Genomic DNA, 21,574 nt, shown 5'->3' on the forward strand with positions numbered 1-21,574 from the left:
TTATTTTCAAGGCTTTTCACTTTTTTTCTTCGTTCTCTCGGCTAACTCACTTAGCGTGGTTTGCCGTGACAACGAGGACGCATTATAGGGAGTTTTCTGAGGCTGGCAATAGTTTTTTTAAGAAAAAAAATCGTTTGCTTAATTCCACAGCAAAACCCCTACTTATACGCACTTATCAACAATTTTATCCACAGAGCACCTTTTTACATAAAATTAGCATGTCAAACGCAAACGTTTGCGTTATTATAGCGGTCGATTAAGTAAGATTGATTTTGTGTCCATCTTCTGAAATGTTAGTTAAGCAAACACAATTTCACTGTATTAATGTGATTTAACTTCACCATTACTACCGTTATACCAACCCCAAGGGATAAAACTCATGCAACATCTTCGTCCTATCCGCCGTGCACTTTTAAGTGTGTCTGATAAAGCAGGTATTTTAGAATTTGCTAAAGCACTTGTTGAAAGAAAAGTAGAACTCTTATCTACAGGTGGAACCGCACGTCTATTAGCAGAAGCTGGCTTACCGGTTATTGAAGTCTCCGATTACACAGGTTTCCCAGAAATGATGGATGGCAGAGTGAAAACACTGCACCCTAAAGTACATGGTGGGATCCTAGGTCGTCGTGGACAAGACGATGCAATTATGGAAGAACATGAAATTCGTCCTATCGATATGGTCGTCGTAAATCTTTATCCTTTCGCTAAAACGGTAGCTCGCCCAGATTGCTCATTAGCAGATGCGGTAGAGAATATCGATATTGGTGGACCAACGATGGTTCGCTCCGCGGCAAAAAATCATAAAGACGTTACGATTGTAGTAAATAGTAATGACTATGAAAGAGTGATTGAAGAAATGGATAATCACGAAAATAGCCTTACTTTAGATACACGTTTTGATTTGGCGATTAAAGCCTTTGAACACACCGCTGCTTATGACGGAATGATTGCTAACTACTTCGGTCAGAAGGTTGCTCCTTATTATGGCGATACTTCACAACCATCAGGTACTTTCCCTCGCACCTTAAATCTGAACTATATAAAGAAACAAGATATGCGTTATGGTGAAAATGCTCACCAACAAGCAGCTTTCTATATAGAAGAGAATATAGAAGAAGCATCTATTGCCACTGCAAACCAATTACAAGGCAAAGCGCTTTCTTATAACAATATAGCTGATACTGATGCGGCATTAGAATGTGTGAAATCATTTTCCGAGCCCGCATGTGTTATTGTGAAACATGCAAACCCTTGCGGTGTTGCAATTGCGAACACGCTCGCACAAGCATATGACAATGCATTTAAAACTGATCCAACCTCTGCATTTGGTGGCATTATCGCATTCAATCGGCCATTAGATGCAAAAACAGCAAGTGCAATCATTGAGCGTCAATTTGTTGAAGTGATCATTGCTCCTTCTATTAATGAAGATGCATTACCAATTTTAGAAACAAAACCAAATGTTCGTGTATTAGCTTGTGGTCAATGGCAAGAAGCCAAATCAGCGTTGGACTTCAAACGTGTTAATGGTGGGCTGCTAGTTCAAGATCGTGACTTAGGTATGGTAAAAGAAGAAAACTTAAGAGTGGTCACTCAACGTCAACCAAGTGAACGTGAACTTAAAGATGCACTCTTCTGCTGGAAAGTCGCCAAATTCGTAAAATCAAATGCCATTGTTTACGCTAAAAACGATATGACAGTCGGTATTGGTGCAGGACAAATGAGTCGTGTGTATTCTGCAAAAATTGCAGGTATTAAAGCTGCTGATGAAGGTTTAGAAGTTGCAGGCTGTGCAATGGCATCAGATGCATTCTTTCCATTTAGAGACGGCATTGATGCAGCAGCACTTGCTGGCGTGACTTGTGTTATTCAACCTGGTGGTTCAATTCGTGATGATGAAGTGATTGCAGCTGCAAATGAGCATAACATCGCAATGATTTTCACCAATATGCGTCACTTCCGTCATTAATAAGGTATTGATATGAAGATTCTGATTATTGGTAATGGCGGTCGTGAACATGCTTTAGCTTGGAAAGCGGTTCAGTCGCCGCTTGCAACACACGTTTTTGTTGCCCCTGGCAATGCTGGCACTGCATTAGAAAGTGGTGTTGAGAATGTCGCTATCAGTGCAACAGATATTTCTGCATTAGTCGCATTTGCTCTCGAAAATAAAATTGATTTAACTATTGTAGGGCCTGAAGCACCACTAGTTATTGGTGTTGTAGATGCATTTAAAGATGCTGGGCTGACCATCTTTGGACCAACAAAAGGAGCCGCGCAGTTAGAAGGCTCTAAAGCCTTCACAAAAGATTTTTTAGCTCGTCATAAAATTCCAACTGCGGATTATCAAAATTTCACAGAAATAGCACCTGCACTTGAGTACCTTAATAAAGTAGGTGCGCCAATTGTTATCAAAGCGGATGGTTTAGCTGCAGGTAAAGGCGTTATTGTTGCTATGACTCAAGCTGAGGCTGAAGCTGCAATTAAAGATATGCTGGCTGGCAATGTGTTTGGTGATGCAGGACATCGCATTGTTATCGAAGAATTTCTTGATGGCGAAGAAGCTAGCTTTATTGTGATGGTTGATGGTGAACACGTTATTCCAATGGCTACAAGCCAAGATCATAAACGTGTTGGCGATGGAGATACTGGACCTAACACAGGAGGAATGGGTGCATATTCACCAGCACCTGTTGTTACACCAGAAATCCACCAGCAAGTAATGGAAAAAATCATTTATCCAACAGTTAAGGGAATGGCTTCTGAAGGATATTGTTACCAAGGTTTCCTTTATGCTGGATTGATGATTGATAAGCAAGGCGTTGCTAAAGTTATTGAGTTTAACTGTCGTTTTGGTGATCCAGAAACTCAACCGATTATGATGCGTATGCAATCTGACTTAGTTGAGCTGTGTTTAGCTGGAGCAAAGGGTAACTTAAAAGATAAGGATTCCCTTTGGGACCCTCGTCCAGCTTTAGGGATTGTAATTGCAGCTGGCGGCTACCCTGCGGATTATCGTCAAGGTGATGTTATCGAAGGCTTAACACCAACATCATCAACAACGGCAAAAGTATTTCAAGCTGGAACAACACTCAATAACAAAGGCGACGTTATCACTGCTGGCGGGCGAGTACTATGTGCAACTGCATTAGGTGATGATATCGAGCAAGCTCAAAAAAATGCTTATGCTTTAGCGAAAGATATTCATTGGAATGGTAGTTTTTATCGCCATGATATCGGCTATCGAGCGATTGCACGCTTAAAGAAATAAATTAACAACGGCAAAAGGGAGTGATCACAAGCTCTCTTTTGTTGGTTCCCATTTACAAAAATCGTGTTCTGCAACCATAAGTAATTGCTTACCTTCTGGCGAATCAAGCCATGCAACATAAGAAGGCTTACTTGAATTACGTGTTCTTGTTTTTAACCAGCGTTGTTCTGGACCTTCAAATGAAACACTCACTTTCTCACCAGCACATGTTGTCATCGTATTTTGATACCAGACACCCTGCACTAAATTTACTTTCCCAATAGTAAGCGCTTCACTGATTTCACGCTCTTTACTTGCAGCAAACACCATTCTTAAACGCTCATCCTCTGTCAATGCTCGTTTTTGCTTCTGGCTTTCTTGTTGCATGAAAATAACTTCACCTCGTTTATTTAAACGAAGGTGCCAAGAGGAAGGATCATTTGGATTGATAACTTCAGAGCGGACTTGCCAAAGCTTATTTTGACGATACTCATAGAATGTGATGACAGTTTCTGGCTTTTTATAAAAGCTATAAACACTCATGATCACTTGAGGTTCTGACGCTTTATTATTTAAACGCCATAGCCGGACAACACCTTCATCTGCAATATAACCTGTTGCAGAAAATTCAGGTAGTTGCACAGTAGAGGAGCAGGCGCTGAGCAAAAAAGCAGATCCTATTGCTAACAGCCCCTGTCGTTTCAACAAAAGGGGAGTAAATCCCCCTCTATTGTTCATTCCGTTCAAAGGAATTATTTTACTGCGTCTTTCAGTGCTTTACCGGCAGTAAATGCAGGAACGTTAGCTGCTGCAATTTTAATTTCTTTACCAGTTTGAGGGTTACGACCAGTACGCTCTGCACGGTGATTCACCTTGAATGTACCGAAACCAACTAACTGTACAGAATCGCCTTCTTTCAGAGCACCTGTTACTGAATCGATAAACGCTTCAATAGCAGCTTTTGCTTGAGTTTTTGTCAGATCCGCTTTTTCAGCAACTGATTCGGTTAATTCAGCTTTGTTCATAAAATAGTCCTTAAAGTATGTTTTATCGTTTGAAAAACATCTGGTGAAAAAACTTAACTTATCTTTTTAAGAGGATAAATTAAGTAAAACACCTGAGCCACTTCTTTTCGTACCCAATGTAGAACATACACGGGGGTGATGTGAAGTCTTTAAACGTCGCTTTTCAAGCACTAAATCACGTTTTTCTGATTTAGTGCGTTAATTCTATACCGATATTGCTCATTCCAGCTTCACGAAGGTCTGCACGTAGACCCTTGATCAGTTCGACATCTCTTTCTTCACATTCTACAAGTAGACGGTAAATTTCCCATTGAATATCGAACTCTTCAATAACAGCAGGTAGAGATCTAAGCTCTTCTTCGCTCATTTCTCTTTCTGCTTGTGTCATTTCAAGTGAAGCAACTGTCCCTACTGATAATTTGCTCACTTCAATAGCGTGACTTAATGATTCACCGCTTAAACGAGAGTGAACAATTTCACTAAGTGCAACACAGGCGTCAATCGCTGGATAGACACCATAAATCTCAAACTGAGATGCATCAGGAATAGCTTCTTCTAATTTCTCTAATTGAGAATCAAAATTAACCTTTGCATCTTTCACCGTTAAAGTTTCCCAAACCAGATCGAGAATACGGCGATAAAGCATTGGATCGGTAAATCCTGTTTCGCGACAAAATACCTGATAGTTTGGGTACATTCTCTCACACAGGCATGCCATAAACGTCAGGTGTTGCCAAGCTTCTAGCTTTTCTAAACGTAAATGGATTGGGTTCTTCAACATTCGTGATTACTCATTTTCTTAACTTAGGCGCAGTTTACCTGAAAATTAAAAATATCCACATATTTCCCGGTCATTTAGAGCTTATTCTTATTCAACTGCTCAAATAATCGCCTATTTGAAGCAATACCATCAGCCCAACGCGTGGGTTCTGGCAATCGATATCCTTTCATACACAACTCAACCCACTGCAAAGCGCCATCCATACTCACTTTATGACCCGGAGAAATATACAGGGGTTTGCATTTTTTCTTACTGCGATAAATCCATCCTATTTGCTCATTCTTATCCATTAACGGCTCATGACTTCCTATCTCTTCATTGATAGCTTTATCGGTGCCACATAAACGGCTTTTTGCTACACCGATAGTAGGTGTATCCACTAATAAGCCAAAATGACTTGCAACACCGAGCCTTCTAGGATGCGCAATACCTTGCCCATCGACAAAAATAAGAGAAGGTTTTTGTTTTATTAGTTGCCAGGCAGCAAGTAACGCAGGGCACTCTCTAAATGAAAGTAAACCGGGGATATAAGGAAGAGTTGTAGGTATTCGCGCGATTTGATATTCAAGAATTTCAAAAGAAGGGTAATGCATTATCACGATGGCGGCGCGAGTAATTGCGCCACCTTCTTCAAAACCAACATCAGCACCTGCTATGTAAGTTGGTGCTGTAAATTGGTCTGTTAAAATAATCTGTTGAGCTTTTTCTGTCTGCTCCTGACGTAATTGTTGGGTATTAATCATTATCCTGATGATAAGGCTTCGATAAACGGTGAACCGCATCAATAAATGCACCAGCATGTTCTGGTGGAACATCTTGATGAATACCGTGCCCAAGATTAAAGACGTGACCATTACCTTTACCGAATCCAGCAAGAATAGTTTCGACTTCTTGCTCTATTCTGGCAGGTGGTGCATACAGCATAGAAGGATCCATATTGCCTTGTAGTGCAACTTTGTCCCCTACTCGACGACGTGCATCTTCAATATCAATCGTCCAATCAAGTCCTAATGCATCGCAACCTGTTGCAGCCATCGCTTCTAGCCAGCGACCGCCACCTTTGGTAAATAAAGTGACTGGTACTTTTCTTCCATCATATTCACGGATAAGACCATCAACAATCTTATGCATATAGTGTAATGAGAAGAGTTGGTAATCACGGCCTGTTAGCACACCGCCCCATGTATCAAAGATCATGATAGACTGCGCACCCGCTTTAATTTGAGCATTCAGATACAGAATAACGCTATCTGCCAGTTTATCCAGTAATAGATGTAGTGTTTGAGGCTCTGAATACATCATTTTTTTAATTTTTGTGAAGGCCTTACTACTTCCACCTTCAACCATATAGGTTGCTAACGTCCAAGGACTTCCTGAAAAACCAATTAATGGCACACTACCTTGCAATGCATGACGAATGGCACGTACTGCATTCATCACGTATCCCAGTTCATCTTCAGGATCAGGAATAGGTAGTTTTTTAATATCATCAATACTATTTATTGGTGATTTAAAACGAGGACCTTCACCTGTTTCAAAGTAAAGACCCAATCCCATTGCATCTGGAATAGTTAAAATGTCAGAAAATAAAATAGCAGCATCTAAAGGGAAGCGTCTTAAAGGCTGTAATGTCACTTCACAAGCCAATTCTGTATTCTTGCACAATGAGATGAAATCCCCCGCCTGTGCCCGTGTTTCCTTATATTCAGGAAGATATCTGCCTGCCTGACGCATCATCCAAACTGGGGTGACATCAACAGGTTGGCGCAACAGCGCACGTAAATAGCGGTCGTTTTTCAACTCACTCATGACTAACTCCATTAACAGTAATAGGGCCGCAAAATAGCATGCATTGTAACATGCTGGAAAAATAACTGTTGGCAGACAGCGCCTTTATTTAGTTCTTTTCTTTATCTTGTCTAATATTGGCTATCGTATCTTCTATCAAGCGTCTAGCAATCGTATCTGGCGGTGGGATCTGCGGTAATTGATCGTAACGATACCAACCTGCACTCATTAATTCAGAAGGATCGTGGCGTAGTTCACCACCATCATAGTCAGCTAAAAAGCCCATCATTAAGGAATGAGGGAATGGCCAAGGCTGAGAGGATACATAGCGAATATTACGAATACGAATATTACTCTCTTCAAACACTTCACGGGCTACGGCTTCTTCTAAGGTTTCACCAACCTCAACAAAACCAGCAAGTACAGTATAAAGAGGTGAATGTTTATGCCTAACATGATGGGCTAATAAGATTTTATCCTCATGGCGAATACCTACAATAATGCAAGGGGCAATTTGTGGGTAATAACGTTCATGACAGTTATCGCATAAACACGCCCATTCACTCTCACTATGACGCATTTTAGAGCCACAATAACCACAAAAACGATGAGAACGATAAAACTCAGCCAGCTGAACACCTCGACCGACTAATTTAAACAAGTTTTCATCTTGTGAAGCAATAAGCCTTGGTGAACACATGTCGTTATCCATTTTTCCATGAATAAGCCAAACTGTTTCACCTTGCCATTCACCAACAATTTTGGCGTGCTGACCAATGAGATCCCAATCTTTAGCTAAGCCAAATGGAAGTTCGCCTTTGGGTAGCCATACTCGTCCACCAAGACTGACTGTCCACCAGCCCTTTTCTGATCCTGTTAATGTATATAAATGCATAACGACCATTCTATCCAAAATAATGATATAGAATAGAGGATACTCTTTTTAGCAAGAACCACTCAATGAATTATGACTATCTTCTATAATTCATTAACATCCTTAAATATAAATATAAATTTTATTAATAGTAAGGAGCGTTAGAATGACAGATGAAACAAAAAACAAAATTGCTATTTTTGATCTAGATGAAACACTTTTAGCAGGTGATTCTAGTCGCTTATGGACAAACTATTTGTGGGATAAAAAAATAGTCACAGATCCTCATTTTTTAAAACTAGATGAACAAATGATCGCAGACTATTACGCCGAAAAACTGGATATAAACCAATATCTTTTTCAACATCTAGCATATTTTAAACATCATGATATAGATAAAATAAATCATTGGGTTAATGACTTCACTGAAACAAAAATTCAGCCTCTGCTTTACCCACAAGGAATATCAATAATTACACAATATCGGCAGCAAAATATTCCCGTTATAATTATTTCAGCAACAATGTCCTTTTTAGTTCATGCTATTGCAAAACAACTCAATGTGGATATTTCAATGGGTATTGATATGCAAATTAAGGATAATCATTACACCGGATTTATTGAAGGTATTCCTACCTTTCGAGAAGGAAAGGTTGAGCGTTTAAATCAATGGAAAGAAGCCAATAACATTAACATTGCTTATGTTTATTTCTATACTGATTCATCTAATGACCTCCCATTATGTTACCAAGCAGATCGTGTTATCGCGGTTAATGCAGATAAAAAATTAACTCAAGTTTCGGATGAAAAAGCGTGGGAACAACAACATTGGAATTTAAATAAATAACCCATGTCGGACTTGTAGTTTTTAAAATCTTTCATATACTGGACATCTTCTTGTCGGAGTGCCTAGTGTTTATAAGGCTATTATAAACACAGGCTGAGACCGTTAATTCGGGATCCGCGGAACCTGATCGGGTTAATACCCGCGAAGGGAACAAGAGTGATTCGACCTTTTGATAGCTTCATTGCGTATATTTTTTACACACCTATATACACCTATCTGTCGATACTCCCTGCGACCTCCAGACAAGCATTTTTCTCAATATTCACCCGACAGGCAATTAGCCTGCATGATATTTATTAGGAAATGCTATGTCCCAAAATCAAACTATATCCGTTAAAGATATTTCACCAACAAACAACAAACTGCGCCCACGAAAAGAGCAGCGTGATGCAGCTCAAGAGTTTATCAGCACCATTCAAGGTGTCAGTTTCCCAAATTCAAACCGAATTTATCTCGAAGGATCACGTGCTGATATTCAAGTCCCAATGCGTGAGATCCAACTTGATAAAACGCTAGTAGGAGGATCAAAAGATTCCCCTATTTTTGAAGATAATGAACCTGTACCTGTATATGACACATCAGGCCCTTATGGCGATCCGGCTTCTCAACTCGACGTTAATCTTGGATTAAAAAAAATACGCCAACCATGGATTGATGAGCGCAATGATACCGAAGCGCTTTCTCTTTTAAGTTCGGATTTCACCCAACAGCGCCTTTCTGATGCAGGATTAGAACATTTACGTTTTCCCTTAAAACCAAGTCCTAAAAAAGCGCTAAATGGCAAAAGTGTGACCCAATTACATTATGCTCGCCAAGGCATTATTACGCCTGAAATGGAGTTTATTGCTATTCGTGAGAACATGGGACGAGAGAGAATTCGTAGCGAGGTTTTACGCCAACAGCATGCAGGATACAGCTTTGGCGCACATCTCCCTGACAATATTACCCCTGAGTTTGTACGCCAAGAAGTTGCTGCTGGTCGAGCTATCATTCCTGCCAATATCAATCACCCTGAATCAGAGCCAATGATTATTGGGCGAAATTTCTTAGTGAAAGTAAATGCCAATATCGGAAACTCCTCTGTAACTTCCTCCATTGAAGAAGAAGTTGAAAAGCTGATTTGGTCTACACGCTGGGGGGCGGATACCGTAATGGATCTCTCAACAGGCCGTTATATTCATGAAACGCGTGAGTGGATCATTCGTAACAGCCCCGTTCCTATCGGCACAGTTCCAATTTATCAAGCACTCGAGAAAGTTAACGGTATTGCTGAAGATCTCACTTGGGAAATGTTCCGAGATACCTTGCTTGAACAAGCAGAGCAAGGAGTTGATTACTTTACTATTCATGCAGGCGTGTTGTTACGTTATGTACCTATGACAGCAAAACGCCTAACAGGTATTGTGTCTCGTGGCGGTTCGATCATGGCAAAATGGTGTTTATCACATCATAAAGAAAATTTCCTCTACGAACATTTCCGTGAAATCTGTGAAATTTGTACGGCTTATGATGTTTCCCTTTCTCTAGGCGACGGACTAAGACCTGGTTCAATTCAAGATGCGAACGATGAAGCACAATTTTCTGAATTACATACCTTAGGTGAACTGACAAAAATTGCATGGGAGTATGATGTTCAAGTCATGATAGAAGGCCCCGGTCATGTTCCAATGCAGATGATCCGCCGCAATATGACAGAAGAATTAGAGCATTGTCATGAAGCACCATTCTATACATTAGGCCCTCTCACTACGGACATTGCACCGGGTTACGATCACTTCACATCAGGTATTGGTGCTGCAATGATTGGTTGGTTTGGTTGTGCAATGCTCTGTTATGTTACCCCTAAAGAGCATCTAGGCTTACCTAATAAAGAAGATGTAAAACAAGGTCTTATTACTTATAAAATTGCGGCTCATGCTGCCGATTTAGCCAAAGGGCATCCCGGCGCTCAAATTCGTGATAATGCAATGTCAAAAGCGCGTTTTGAGTTTAGATGGGAAGATCAATTCAATTTAGCGCTTGATCCTGAAACCGCACGCCAATATCACGATGAAACCTTGCCTCAAGCATCAGGTAAAGTCGCTCACTTCTGCTCAATGTGTGGTCCTAAATTCTGCTCAATGAAAATAACTCAAGAAGTACGTGATTATGCGGCTGGTATGGAACAAATGTCTCAGGCCTTTAAAGAGCATGGAAGTGAGTTATACCACAGTGCAGAAATCGCCAGTGTTGAGGTGACTGAAAATGAACAGATCCTCTAACACGCCTTTCGCATCAACAGAAAAAAAGCTTGGGCTTTATCCTGTTGTTGATTCTGTTGAATGGATCGAACGCTTGTTAAAAACAGGCGTTACCACCCTGCAATTACGCATAAAAGATAAACAACCAGACAATGTTGAACAAGAGATCATTGAAGCAATAGAACTAGGTAAACAGTATCACGCAAGACTGTTTATTAATGACTATTGGCAACTGGCTATTAAACATCACGCCTATGGTGTTCATCTTGGTCAAGAAGATCTCGATATTGCAGATCTTGATGCCATAAAAAAATCAGGACTACGCCTTGGTATTTCCACTCACGACGAAGCGGAATTACAAAGAGCAAAAATATTACATCCATCTTACATCGCATTAGGGCATATCTTTCCAACCACAACTAAAGATATGCCATCTAAACCTCAAGGTTTGGAGGCACTCAAACATCAAGTAGAACAGACGCCTGATTTTCCAACTGTTGCTATTGGTGGGATTTCACTAGAGAGAGTACCTGATGTTGTTGCAACCGGCGTCGGTAGTGTTGCCTTAGTCAGTGCAATAACAAAAGCACCAGATTGGCAACAAGTAACTCGTAAATTATTAGAATTAGTGGAGGGAAAACCATCATGCTAAATGATAATGATTTTATGCGTTATAGCCGACAAGTGATGTTAGAAGATATTGGCTTAGAGGGTCAAAATAAGCTTCAACAAGCAAGAGTACTGATTGTTGGACTTGGTGGATTAGGTTCTCCTGCATCACTTTATCTTGCTGGTGCAGGTATTGGTGAACTTATTTTAGTTGATGATGATGAATTGCACGTTTCTAATCTACAGCGTCAAATTCTTTATCGAACTCAAGATATTCCTGATGCAAAATCAGAGGTCGCAAAGCAGTCTCTGCTTGCATTAAATCCAGAGATAAAAATTACCTCTTATAAACAACGTATTGATGATGACTCATTGTCTAAACTAGTTAAAGAGGTCGATTTAGTCTTAGATTGCACAGATAACATGCTCACACGCCAAGCGATTAATCGTGCTTGTGTTACACAGCAAACTCCGCTTATCAGTGGCAGTGCCGTAGGGTTTAGTGGCCAACTTATGGTATTTGAACCTCCTTTCACTCATGGTTGCTATCACTGCCTCTATCCAGATGAGGCTGAACCACAACGAAATTGCAGAACAGCCGGAATTCTAGGTCCTGTTGTGGGTGTGATTGGCACACTTCAGGCACTTGAAGCAATTAAATTACTTTCAGGGTTACCCTGTTCTCTAAGTGGAAAACTTCGCCTCTTCGATGGTAGAAAACAAAATTGGAGCACTTTGCGTTTAACACCATCAAAAACATGTCCTGTTTGTCGAGGGGTAGCATGAACATTACCGTAAATGACGAACAATATTCTCTGGATATGCCTGTCACTATCTGTCAGCTCCTTATTCAGTTAGAGCAACCACCTATTGGTGTAGCACTTGCTATCAATGAAACCATCGTTCCCCGTGAGAATTGGGAAACACATTTTATTAATGATGGCGATACTATTCTTCTCTTCCAAGCAATTGCAGGGGGCTGATATGTTAAAAATTGCTGATACAACATTCACATCTAGACTTTTTACAGGCACAGGGAAATTTGCAACACCAACACTAATGACGGAAGCCATTAAGGCTTCGGGTAGCCAATTAGTCACGATGGCAATGAAGCGTGTGGATTTAAAAAATGGTAATGATGATTTAATCGCACCGCTTAAATCATTAGGGGTAAAATTATTACCTAACACATCCGGTGCGAAAACAGCACAAGAAGCTGTTTTTGCGGCTCGTTTAGCCAAAGAAGCTTTTGGTACTCATTGGGTAAAATTAGAAATTCATCCTGATACCAAATATTTATTACCCGACCCTATTGAAACACTTAAAGCCGCTGAAATCCTCGTTAAAGAAGGTTTTGTGGTTTTACCTTATTGCAGTGCTGATCCCGTTTTATGCCGTCGTTTAGAAGAAGCTGGCTGTGCCGCTGTGATGCCTCTAGGTTCTCCTATTGGCTCTAATCAAGGTTTACAGACTCGTGATTTTCTACGAATTATCATTGAACAAGCCTCAATTCCTGTTGTTGTTGATGCAGGTATTGGTGCGCCAAGTCATGCACTTGAAGCGTTAGAATTAGGTGCGGATGCAGTTTTAGTTAACACTGCGATTGCTGTTGCCAAAAATCCTATTCTAATGGCACAAGCATTCAAAGCTGCGCTTGATGCTGCTGAACTTGCTCTACAATCAGGGCTTGCTACACCTGCTTCAGTTGTGAATATGCAAGCGCAAGCCTCTAGTCCATTAACCCAATACTTAGGGGCATTCTAATGGACACTTTTTCTGATTATTGGCAACAACTCGACTGGGATGACATTACATTAAAACTCAATAGTAAAACCAATGCGGATGTTGAAGCCGCATTAAATCGCCATACCCTTACACTTGATGATTTTATGGCGCTGATCTCGCCTGCGGGTCGGCATTACTTAGAACCTATGGCTCAACGCGCTCAGCAACTTACTCGACAACGTTTTGGTAATATTGTGGGATTATACGTTCCACTCTATCTTTCTAATTTATGTGCAAATGACTGTACTTATTGTGGTTTTTCAATGAGTAATGCCATTAAACGTAAAACATTAAATGAAAGCGAGATCATTGCTGAATGTAATAGCATCAGACAATTAGGCTTTGATAGCCTGTTATTAGTGACTGGAGAACATCAAAGAAAAGTGGGTATGGATTATTTTCGCCAATACATCCCTCTTATTCGAGAGAATTTCAGTTCATTGATGATGGAGGTTCAGCCTCTTGCAACAGAAGAGTATGCAGAATTAAAAACTCTGGGTATTGATGGTGTGATGGTTTATCAAGAAACCTATCATGAACCCACTTATCAGCTTCATCATCTAAAAGGTAAAAAACAAGATTTCCATTGGCGATTACAAACACCTGATAGATTAGGACAAGCAGGGATTGATAAAATTGGTTTAGGTGCATTGATTGGTCTTTCAAGCCAATGGCGTAGCGATTGTTATATGGTGGCGGAACACCTCTTGTTCTTACAAAAACGCTATTGGAAAAGTCGTTACTCTATCTCTTTTCCTCGTTTACGTCCTTGTGCTGGTGGACTTAGTCCCGCATCAGTAATGAATGAAGCTGAATTAGTTCAGTTGATCTGTGCTTTTCGCATTTTAGCGCCCGATGTTGAACTTTCACTTTCAACGCGTGAATCTCCGTATTTTCGTGATAATACAGTACCCTTAGCAATTAATAATATTAGTGCAGGATCTAAAACTCAACCCGGTGGATATTCTGACAACCATGAAGAGTTAGAACAATTTTCACCTAATGATAATCGTCATGTAAATGATGTTATTAACGTATTAAAAGAACGAGGATTACAACCTGTATGGAAAGATTGGGATAATTACTTGGGCCGTTAATTGAAGCTTAAATAATATAAAACCGCCTTTAATTTATTTAATCACAAATAGTAAAGGCGGTTTTTATTAAATAGTTTAATAAAAGTAACATATAATAAATTTAAAAAAATTAAAGAAAAATAAAATATTACAACAATATATTAGAATGTTTTTAATTTAATATTATATAGAATAGGTAGTTAAATTATTACACTGCTAATTCTTCAAGTTCTTGAATACTTAAACCTGATATTTTCTCAATAAATAAAAGATCAAAGTTCTCTTTTAATAAGTTTTGAGCTAATTCTATTTGTACTATTTTTTTACCGATTTCAATACCTTCTGTTTTGCCTAACTCAATACCTTCCGTTTTACCTAACTCAATGCCTTCTATTTTACCTAACTCAATACCTTCCGTTTTACCTAACTCAATACCTTCTGTTTTGCCTAACTCAATGCCTTCTATTTTACCTAACTCAATGCCTTCCGTTTTACCTAACTCAATGCCTTCCGTTTTACCTAACTCAATGCCTTTAGCCCAGCCTATTTCAATACCTACATTCTTACCTAATTCAAGACCTAGATTTTTGCCCAGTTCGATCCCCTCATTTTTGCCTATTTCAAACCCTTCACTTACACCTAAATTAAATCCCTTATTTTCTAATCTCCACGCTATATTCATAATCACCTCTTTGTGGTTATCTACTTGTTCAACTATCTTATTTAAAATGAACTCAAAGTCTGATGCGTCCATAATTGAGAATAAATATTCTACAACAGCAACCGTGTCTTCATCTCTGCAGTTTTTCTGATTTATTGCTTTTGATAGAAGTATTGCAATCTCATTAATATCATGACAACTATTAACGTGCTTCATTGCAATTTCCATTACCGCTGCTTTTTTATGAGTCAGCAAAATATCATCATCAATTGAAGTCAAATCAATTAAAGAGAAACTATTAGAATAAAGTTTATTAGCAAGTGAAGTAAGCGGAAAGCATGACATCCAATTAACCGGAAAAGGATAAGGTTTTTTCTTTCCATGATAAAACAGAATGGGAACAACGAGAGGTAAAGATTTATAGCCTTGCTGTAAATGTTGATTCATAGTGTAAAACGCATAGTTCATCATACGCCAAGCTATCATTTTATCTGGTCTAGATTGATGCTCTATCAGTAAATAAATAGAAATATCACCCTCTTTGGTTTTCACTAAATACAAAATATCAGACATACGAGAACGTAAGTTAATATCGATGAAAGAAGAATTTTGTAATTGCAACGTTGAAAAATCACAATGACTTTTCAAGTCCTCTGGTAAATGGACAAAGAAAAAGTCTTTCGCATTACTGACATTCATCATAAAACGTTTAAATGCAGAATCATAAGAAGATATGGATATAGATTTTTTCATAACTAGCTCCATGCTGAATTTGGATTGCCAGCTTACAGAAAAAAATGAATTTTTATCACTAAAAAATCATCATAATTATCTGAAAAATATAAGTTATTTATTGATCTTAACTGAATAAGTAATAGAGAAATAAAAAAATACCTTCAATAAATATCAAAGGTATTTTTTTAGATTATAAATTTTATTTTTAATTATTTATCAACAACGATATTTTTATTAACCACTTCATATTCATCATTACCCACCATCCTCGCAAATTTCTCAATGGGATCTGTGCTCAAAGCATAGAGCCGTTTTAGAGCGAAAGGTGGATCACCTAAACGAACTTTTCCTTGCTGGGTCGTCACCGCCAATGTCATACCCGACGCTTTTACTGCATTGATTGCTCTTTGATTATATCCACCGAAAGGATATGCAAAGGCATATTGGTGTGGATTTAATAATCGCAATACACGTTGTGAACGTTGCAAATCCAATATAATCGTGTGGGACTGACGACTAAAGATAATAGGTTTTTTATTATTATCTAAACGATGTAAAAAATGGGAGTGTGATTGAATATCAAAAACATCGCGACTCGATTTAAGCGACTGCCAACTCATAAACTGCAATGAATTAGGTGCCCATTTAGGTGTTTTAGATTTTATTCGTGAAGAGATAACAAATAGTGTTGCTCGTTGACCATTTTCTTGTAAAAGAGGATAAGCATAGCGATAAACAGACTGCAAACCATCATCAAATGTTAATGCAACAGCTCGACCCGGCAAATTGACACTTTTATTTAAATAGCCTGCAACTTGATTTAGTGAAAGTGTTTCATATCCCGCATCTTTTAAATAATTCATCTGCTCTGTAAATGCAGTTAATGATGTTGTCGTTGATGTATGGCGAAAATTATGGTTTTCCGTTGCCTTGAGAATATGATGATAGGTGAGTACAGGTATTCCTAAATCAGGCTTTACATCTCTTGATGAAATATAACCTAAGCGGTCACCTAAAGAAATTTCAAACCAATTAATTTTATTTCCATCAGCATCTTCTTTTATTGTGCGTGATAACACCGGATAACGTAAGTTGGATAAAAGTATTGCTATTTGTGAGCTAGCAGTATCTTTATCACTATAAATGGGGGTATTTTTTGTCGTGATTAAATATTCGTAGATAGGATAGTCTGTTTTCTTCGTGCTATCTGATAAGAAACGTATTTTCTTATCAGGTTTAATAGAAACAATGTCTTCAAAATAGCCATCTTCTAAATAACCCGCTTCAAGATAGCCTTGAGCATTTCCAAATTGTATTTTATGGTAATCGCCCTCCGCTGCTGATGCATAAAAACCTTGGTTAGGACAAATCTCTGCAACAGGTCGTAATTTATCTCCCACAAATGCATATAGCGTTTTTTGTTGGCGCAGTTGCATCAATGTTGTAATGGGCTTTTTTAAATCCCATTGAGCTTCTGTTGGAATACCTCTTTCATAAGGTACTGCGGAAACAGATCCAGTAAAAATAAAGCATAGAATAATCAAACTATTAGTTATTATTCTCATCATTTCGCCTACTTATGTAGAACAGAAACAAAAAATGCCCTCACAATGGAGGGCATTTCAATCTAATCTAAATTAGATTTTAGTCTTTTAATCCACCGAAACCAGCATTCAGTAATTCTGCTAAGTTAGCAGATGCTTCATCAGCACTGATTGTTGTTTCAGTTTCATCTGTCGGCAGTTGTGATTGACGACGCTTCATACGATCTTGGTGATACGCATATCCAGTACCAGCTGGGATCAAGCGACCAACAATAACGTTTTCTTTCAAGCCACGTAATTCATCACGTTTACCCGCTACCGCAGCTTCCGTCAGAACACGAGTTGTTTCTTGGAACGATGCAGCAGAGATGAAGGATTCAGTTGCCAGAGATGCTTTAGTGATACCTAACAGGTCACGAGCATACGTTGCTGGTACTTTGCCATCATCTTCCAGAACACGGTTTGATACTTTAACGCGAGCGTATTCAACCTGTTCACCTTCGAGGAACTCAGAACTTCCTGCGTTCTCAATGGTAACTTTACGTAGCATCTGACGAACGATAACTTCGATGTGTTTATCGTTAATCTTAACGCCTTGTAAACGGTAAACTTCCTGTACTTCGTTAGTGATATAGCGAGTAACCGCATGAACACCACGTAAGCGCAGAATGTCGTGTGGTGATTCTGGACCATCGGAGATTACATCACCGCGTTCCACAACCTCACCTTCGAATACGTTAAGCTGACGCCATTTAGGGATCATCTCTTCGTATGCATCACTACCGTCTAATGGAGAAATAACTAGACGACGTTTACCTTTAGTCTCTTTACCGAACGAAACAATACCGCTGATTTCAGCAAGGATTGCAGGCTCTTTCGGACGACGAGCTTCAAACAGGTCAGCAACGCGTGGCAGACCACCGGTGATATCTTTAGTACCGCCAGATTCTTGTGGAATACGCGCTAAAGTGTCACCTGCGTTAATTGTAATGCCATCGTCTAACTGAACAATTGCTTTACCTGGCAGGAAGTACTGTGCTGGCATATCAGTATTCGGAATTAATACATCATTACCTTGTGCATCAGTGATGCGCAATGCTGGACGTAAATCTTTACCGCTACCTGTACGCTCTGCTGAATCCAGAACAACCAGTGAAGAAAGACCTGTTAATTCATCTGTTTGACGTGTGATAGTTTGACCATCAACCATGTCAGCAAAACGGATGATACCAGATACTTCACTCACAACTGGCATTGTATGTGGATCCCAGTTAGCAACAGTTTCGCCACCGTTAACTGCTTCGCCATCACCTTTCGCTAATTGAGCACCGTAAGGTACTTTATAGCTTTCTTTTGTACGACCGAATTCGTCAATTAAACGTAATTCAGTATTACGAGAAGTGATAACTAACTTACCAGCAGTATTAGTAATGAACTTCGCATTGAACAGCTTCAGAGTACCTTTGTTACGTACTTGAATGCTAGATTCTGCTGCCGCACGAGATGCCGCACCACCGATGTGGAACGTACGCATCGTTAACTGTGTACCTGGTTCACCGATTGACTGTGCCGCGATAACACCGATAGCTTCACCTTTGTTGATGATATGACCACGAGCAAGGTCACGACCATAACAATTCGCACACACACCGAAGTCTGTGTTACAGGTTACAACTGAACGTACTTTCACGCTGTCAACTGAGTTTTCTTCTAACAGGTCACACAGTTTTTCGTTTAACAGGGTGTTACGTGGAACAAGAATATCGGCAGTACCTGGTTTCAGAATATCTTCTGCAGCCACACGACCTAATACACGTTCACGCAGTGGTTCTTTAACATCACCACCTTCGATAACCGGAGTCATCATAACACCTTCGGTTGTACCACAGTCGTCTTCTGTTACGACTAAGTCTTGTGCAACGTCAACTAAACGACGAGTCAAGTAACCGGAGTTTGCTGTTTTCAGTGCGGTATCCGCAAGACCTTTACGAGCACCGTGGGTTGAGATGAAGTACTGGAGTACGTTCAGACCTTCACGGAAGTTCGCTGTGATTGGTGTCTCGATGATTGAGCCATCTGGCTTAGCCATCAGACCACGCATACCTGCTAACTGACGGATCTGAGCTGCAGAACCACGAGCACCGGAGTCAGCCATCATAAAGATGCTGTTGAAAGATACTTGTTGTTCTTCTTCACCATTACGGTTAATAACGGTTTCAGTAGACAGGTTTTCCATCATCGCTTTTGCTACGCGCTCATTCGCCGCAGCCCAAATATCGATAACTTTGTTGTAACGTTCGCCCGCTGTTACCAGACCGGATTGGAACTGTTCCTGAATTTCTGCAACTTCAGCTTCTGCTTCCGCAATGATCTCTGCTTTTTTAGCAGGGATAACCATGTCATCGATACCTACTGAAGCACCTGAACGTGCTGCATAAGCAAAACCGGTATACATGATTTGGTCAGCAAAAATAACTGTTGGCTTCAAGCCCATTACGCGATAACAGGTATTCAGCATTTTAGAAATTGCTTTCTTACCTAATGGTTGGTTAACCAGCGCGTAAGGTAGGCCTTTTGGTACGATCATCCATAAAATAGCTCGGCCGACAGTGGTGTCTTTTAAGCTAGTTTCAGTGGTGATGTTACCTTCACCATCTTTGATCTCTTCAGTGATACGTACTTTAACGCGTGCGTGTAAAGAAGCTAAACCTGCGCGGTAAACGCGTTCAGCTTCTTTAGGACCACTTAACACCATGCCTTCACCTTTGGCATTGATGCAGTCACGAGTCATGTAGTACAGACCTAATACAACGTCCTGTGAAGGAACGATGATTGGGTCACCACTTGCAGGAGACAGAATGTTGTTTGTTGACATCATCAGCGCACGAGCTTCTAACTGTGCTTCTAATGTCAATGGTACGTGAACCGCCATTTGGTCACCATCGAAGTCGGCGTTATATGCCGCACAAACGAGTGGGTGTAACTGAATAGCTTTACCTTCGATAAGGATTGGTTCAAATGCCTGAATACCTAAACGGTGAAGTGTTGGTGCACGGTTTAGCATCACTGGGTGTTCGCGGATAACTTCATCTAAGATATCCCAAACAACCGCTTCTTCACGCTCAACCATTTTTTTAGCGGCTTTAATTGTTGTCGCTAAACCACGGGTTTCCAGTTTTCCGTAAATAAATGGTTTGAATAACTCAAGAGCCATTTTCTTCGGTAGACCACACTGATGCAGACGCAGGTATGGACCAACGGTGATTACAGAACGACCAGAATAGTCAACACGTTTACCTAACAGGTTTTGACGGAAACGACCTTGTTTACCTTTGATCATATCAGCCAAAGATTTCAGAGGACGTTTGTTAGAACCTGTAATCGCACGACCACGACGACCGTTATCTAATAACGCATCCACAGACTCTTGTAACATACGTTTTTCGTTACGTACGATAATGTCTGGTGCTGCTAAATCAAGCAGGCGTTTTAAACGGTTGTTACGGTTGATCACACGACGATATAAATCGTTCAGGTCTGAAGTCGCAAAACGACCGCCATCAAGTGGAACCAGTGGACGTAAGTCTGGTGGTAACACAGGCAGTACAGTTAAGATCATCCATTCAGGTTTATTGCCTGATTGCATGAATGCTTCAAGTAACTTGATACGTTTAGTCAGTTTCTTACGTTTGGTTTCAGAGTTAGTTTCATTTAACTCTTCACGCAGCGTTTCACACTCTTGTTCCAGATCCATGCTCTGTAACAGGTTCTGAACAGCTTCTGCACCCATCTTCGCATCGAATTCGTCACCGAACTCTTCTAATGCATCAAGATATTGCTCTTCTGTTAAGATTTGTCCGCGCTCAAGGCTGGTCATCCCGCCTTCAACAACAACGTAAGATTCAAAATACAGTACACGTTCAATATCGCGCAGTGGCATATCCAGCAGCAGACCGATACGGGACGGCAGTGATTTCAAGAACCAAATGTGAGCAACTGGAGAAGCTAATTCGATGTGACCCATACGTTCACGACGAACTTTAGTTTGTGTAACTTCAACGCCACACTTCTCACAGATAACACCACGGTGTTTTAAACGTTTGTATTTACCACACAAACATTCGTAATCTTTTACTGGTCCGAAAATACGGGCACAGAAAAGACCGTCACGTTCTGGTTTGAACGTACGGTAGTTAATTGTTTCTGGCTTTTTAACTTCACCAAATGACCATGAACGGATCATATCAGGTGATGCCAGAGCAATTTTGATCGCATCAAACTCTTCGGTCTTGGTTTGCGCTTTCAGAAACTTTAATAAGTCTTTCACGAAATGGCTCCTGTCGGAGTTAGACCTGCCAG

18 protein-coding genes and 1 riboswitch are annotated in these 21,574 nt (G+C 40.0%); of the genes, 9 read left to right on the top strand and 9 right to left on the bottom strand.

The genetic code is table 11. The features are described 5' to 3' along the window. Positions 1–379: 379 nt before the first annotated feature. Both purH and purD read left to right on the top strand, forming a co-directional pair. A complete protein-coding gene (purH, locus tag ABN236_RS18820) occupies positions 380–1,969 on the top strand; it encodes a bifunctional phosphoribosylaminoimidazolecarboxamide formyltransferase/IMP cyclohydrolase (RefSeq protein ID WP_349474690.1) in 1,590 nt (529 codons plus the stop codon). Between the two features lie 12 nt (positions 1,970–1,981). Then, a complete protein-coding gene (gene purD / locus ABN236_RS18825) occupies positions 1,982–3,271 on the top strand; it encodes a phosphoribosylamine--glycine ligase (RefSeq protein WP_349474691.1) in 1,290 nt (429 codons plus the stop codon). Positions 3,272–3,295: 24 nt separating this feature from the next. On the opposite strand, the gene ABN236_RS18830 is transcribed toward purD, so the two are convergent. From ABN236_RS18830 to nudC, 6 genes are all read right to left on the bottom strand, one after another. Next, the gene (locus ABN236_RS18830; protein WP_227718966.1) at positions 3,296–3,958 is read right to left on the bottom strand and encodes a DUF1481 domain-containing protein; all 663 of its coding nucleotides are present in this window, start codon (positions 3,956–3,958) and stop codon (positions 3,296–3,298) included. 44 nt (positions 3,959–4,002) lie between these two features. Beyond that, positions 4,003–4,275 carry a non-specific DNA-binding protein Hbs gene (gene hbs / locus ABN236_RS18835; RefSeq protein ID WP_004246922.1) on the bottom strand — a complete coding sequence of 91 codons (273 nt, stop codon included), beginning with the start codon at positions 4,273–4,275 and terminating at the stop codon, positions 4,003–4,005. A 190-nt stretch (positions 4,276–4,465) separates the two neighbouring features. Beyond that, on the bottom strand, positions 4,466–5,056 hold the full coding sequence (locus tag ABN236_RS18840; protein WP_023583105.1) for a YjaG family protein: 591 nt from the start codon (positions 5,054–5,056) through the stop codon (positions 4,466–4,468). A gap of 74 nt (positions 5,057–5,130) precedes the next feature. Next, a complete protein-coding gene (gene nfi / locus ABN236_RS18845) occupies positions 5,131–5,799 on the bottom strand; it encodes a deoxyribonuclease V (RefSeq protein WP_349474692.1) in 669 nt (222 codons plus the stop codon). Beyond that, on the bottom strand, positions 5,792–6,865 hold the full coding sequence (hemE, locus tag ABN236_RS18850) for a uroporphyrinogen decarboxylase (RefSeq protein ID WP_349474693.1): 1,074 nt from the start codon (positions 6,863–6,865) through the stop codon (positions 5,792–5,794). Before hemE ends, nfi begins: the two co-directional genes overlap by 8 nt. Positions 6,866–6,953: 88 nt before the next feature. Further along, positions 6,954–7,739 carry an NAD(+) diphosphatase gene (gene nudC / locus ABN236_RS18855; RefSeq protein ID WP_349474694.1) on the bottom strand — a complete coding sequence of 262 codons (786 nt, stop codon included), beginning with the start codon at positions 7,737–7,739 and terminating at the stop codon, positions 6,954–6,956. Between the two features lie 145 nt (positions 7,740–7,884). On the opposite strand from nudC, the gene ABN236_RS18860 reads away from it, so the two are divergent. From ABN236_RS18860 to thiH, 7 genes are all read left to right on the top strand, one after another. After that, on the top strand, positions 7,885–8,565 hold the full coding sequence (locus ABN236_RS18860) for an HAD family hydrolase (protein WP_349474696.1): 681 nt from the start codon (positions 7,885–7,887) through the stop codon (positions 8,563–8,565). Positions 8,566–8,609: 44 nt separating this feature from the next. Further along, positions 8,610–8,732: riboswitch (TPP riboswitch) on the top strand. A gap of 141 nt (positions 8,733–8,873) precedes the next feature. Then, positions 8,874–10,826, top strand: a complete 1,953-nt coding sequence (thiC, locus tag ABN236_RS18865) for a phosphomethylpyrimidine synthase ThiC (RefSeq protein ID WP_349474697.1) — start codon at positions 8,874–8,876, stop codon at positions 10,824–10,826. Next, entirely contained in the window at positions 10,810–11,457 is a 648-nt protein-coding gene (gene thiE, locus ABN236_RS18870; protein WP_349474698.1) for a thiamine phosphate synthase, read from the top strand. Before thiC ends, thiE begins: the two co-directional genes overlap by 17 nt. Next, a complete protein-coding gene (locus ABN236_RS18875) occupies positions 11,451–12,200 on the top strand; it encodes a HesA/MoeB/ThiF family protein (RefSeq protein WP_349474699.1) in 750 nt (249 codons plus the stop codon). Before thiE ends, ABN236_RS18875 begins: the two co-directional genes overlap by 7 nt. Next, entirely contained in the window at positions 12,197–12,397 is a 201-nt protein-coding gene (gene thiS, locus ABN236_RS18880) for a sulfur carrier protein ThiS (RefSeq protein ID WP_006534717.1), read from the top strand. Before ABN236_RS18875 ends, thiS begins: the two co-directional genes overlap by 4 nt. A 1-nt stretch (position 12,398) precedes the next feature. Further along, positions 12,399–13,178 (top strand): thiazole synthase, encoded by a 780-nt coding sequence (locus ABN236_RS18885; protein WP_349474700.1) that lies wholly within the window; start codon positions 12,399–12,401, stop codon positions 13,176–13,178. Then, positions 13,178–14,296 carry a 2-iminoacetate synthase ThiH gene (gene thiH, locus ABN236_RS18890; RefSeq protein ID WP_311755830.1) on the top strand — a complete coding sequence of 373 codons (1,119 nt, stop codon included), beginning with the start codon at positions 13,178–13,180 and terminating at the stop codon, positions 14,294–14,296. Before ABN236_RS18885 ends, thiH begins: the two co-directional genes overlap by 1 nt. 187 nt (positions 14,297–14,483) lie before the next feature. Here the strand turns inward: thiH and ABN236_RS18895 are convergent, their stop codons facing one another. The 3 genes from ABN236_RS18895 to rpoC form a co-directional block, all read right to left on the bottom strand. Then, the gene (locus ABN236_RS18895; RefSeq protein WP_349474701.1) at positions 14,484–15,689 is read right to left on the bottom strand and encodes an Rpn family recombination-promoting nuclease/putative transposase; all 1,206 of its coding nucleotides are present in this window, start codon (positions 15,687–15,689) and stop codon (positions 14,484–14,486) included. 191 nt (positions 15,690–15,880) lie between these two features. Then, positions 15,881–17,236, bottom strand: a complete 1,356-nt coding sequence (locus ABN236_RS18900; protein ID WP_349474703.1) for a polysaccharide deacetylase family protein — start codon at positions 17,234–17,236, stop codon at positions 15,881–15,883. Between the two features lie 79 nt (positions 17,237–17,315). Then, entirely contained in the window at positions 17,316–21,542 is a 4,227-nt protein-coding gene (gene rpoC / locus ABN236_RS18905) for a DNA-directed RNA polymerase subunit beta' (protein WP_088494389.1), read from the bottom strand. Positions 21,543–21,574 lie beyond the last annotated feature (32 nt).

Origin of the sequence: Proteus sp. fly-1013 (assembly GCF_040140245.1) — a bacterium.
GTDB lineage: Bacteria > Pseudomonadota > Gammaproteobacteria > Enterobacterales > Enterobacteriaceae > Proteus > Proteus mirabilis_B.

Bases quoted from the DNA above. Each gene is read 5' to 3' on its own strand.
- ABN236_RS18900 (WP_349474703.1), bottom strand. From the start codon at position 17,236: ATGAGAATAATAACTAATAGTTTGATTATTCTATGCTTTATTTTTACT.
- ABN236_RS18860 (WP_349474696.1), top strand. From the start codon at position 7,885: ATGACAGATGAAACAAAAAACAAAATTGCTATTTTTGATCTAGATGAA.
- hemE (WP_349474693.1), bottom strand. From the start codon at position 6,865: ATGAGTGAGTTGAAAAACGACCGCTATTTACGTGCGCTGTTGCGCCAA.
- ABN236_RS18885 (WP_349474700.1), top strand. From the start codon at position 12,399: ATGTTAAAAATTGCTGATACAACATTCACATCTAGACTTTTTACAGGC.
- nudC (WP_349474694.1), bottom strand. From the start codon at position 7,739: ATGCATTTATATACATTAACAGGATCAGAAAAGGGCTGGTGGACAGTC.
- thiC (WP_349474697.1), top strand. From the start codon at position 8,874: ATGTCCCAAAATCAAACTATATCCGTTAAAGATATTTCACCAACAAAC.
- ABN236_RS18895 (WP_349474701.1), bottom strand. From the start codon at position 15,689: ATGAAAAAATCTATATCCATATCTTCTTATGATTCTGCATTTAAACGT.
- ABN236_RS18875 (WP_349474699.1), top strand. From the start codon at position 11,451: ATGCTAAATGATAATGATTTTATGCGTTATAGCCGACAAGTGATGTTA.
- purH (WP_349474690.1), top strand. From the start codon at position 380: ATGCAACATCTTCGTCCTATCCGCCGTGCACTTTTAAGTGTGTCTGAT.
- nfi (WP_349474692.1), bottom strand. From the start codon at position 5,799: ATGATTAATACCCAACAATTACGTCAGGAGCAGACAGAAAAAGCTCAA.
- hbs (WP_004246922.1), bottom strand. From the start codon at position 4,275: ATGAACAAAGCTGAATTAACCGAATCAGTTGCTGAAAAAGCGGATCTG.
- purD (WP_349474691.1), top strand. From the start codon at position 1,982: ATGAAGATTCTGATTATTGGTAATGGCGGTCGTGAACATGCTTTAGCT.
- thiE (WP_349474698.1), top strand. From the start codon at position 10,810: ATGAACAGATCCTCTAACACGCCTTTCGCATCAACAGAAAAAAAGCTT.
- thiS (WP_006534717.1), top strand. From the start codon at position 12,197: ATGAACATTACCGTAAATGACGAACAATATTCTCTGGATATGCCTGTC.
- ABN236_RS18840 (WP_023583105.1), bottom strand. From the start codon at position 5,056: ATGTTGAAGAACCCAATCCATTTACGTTTAGAAAAGCTAGAAGCTTGG.
- thiH (WP_311755830.1), top strand. From the start codon at position 13,178: ATGGACACTTTTTCTGATTATTGGCAACAACTCGACTGGGATGACATT.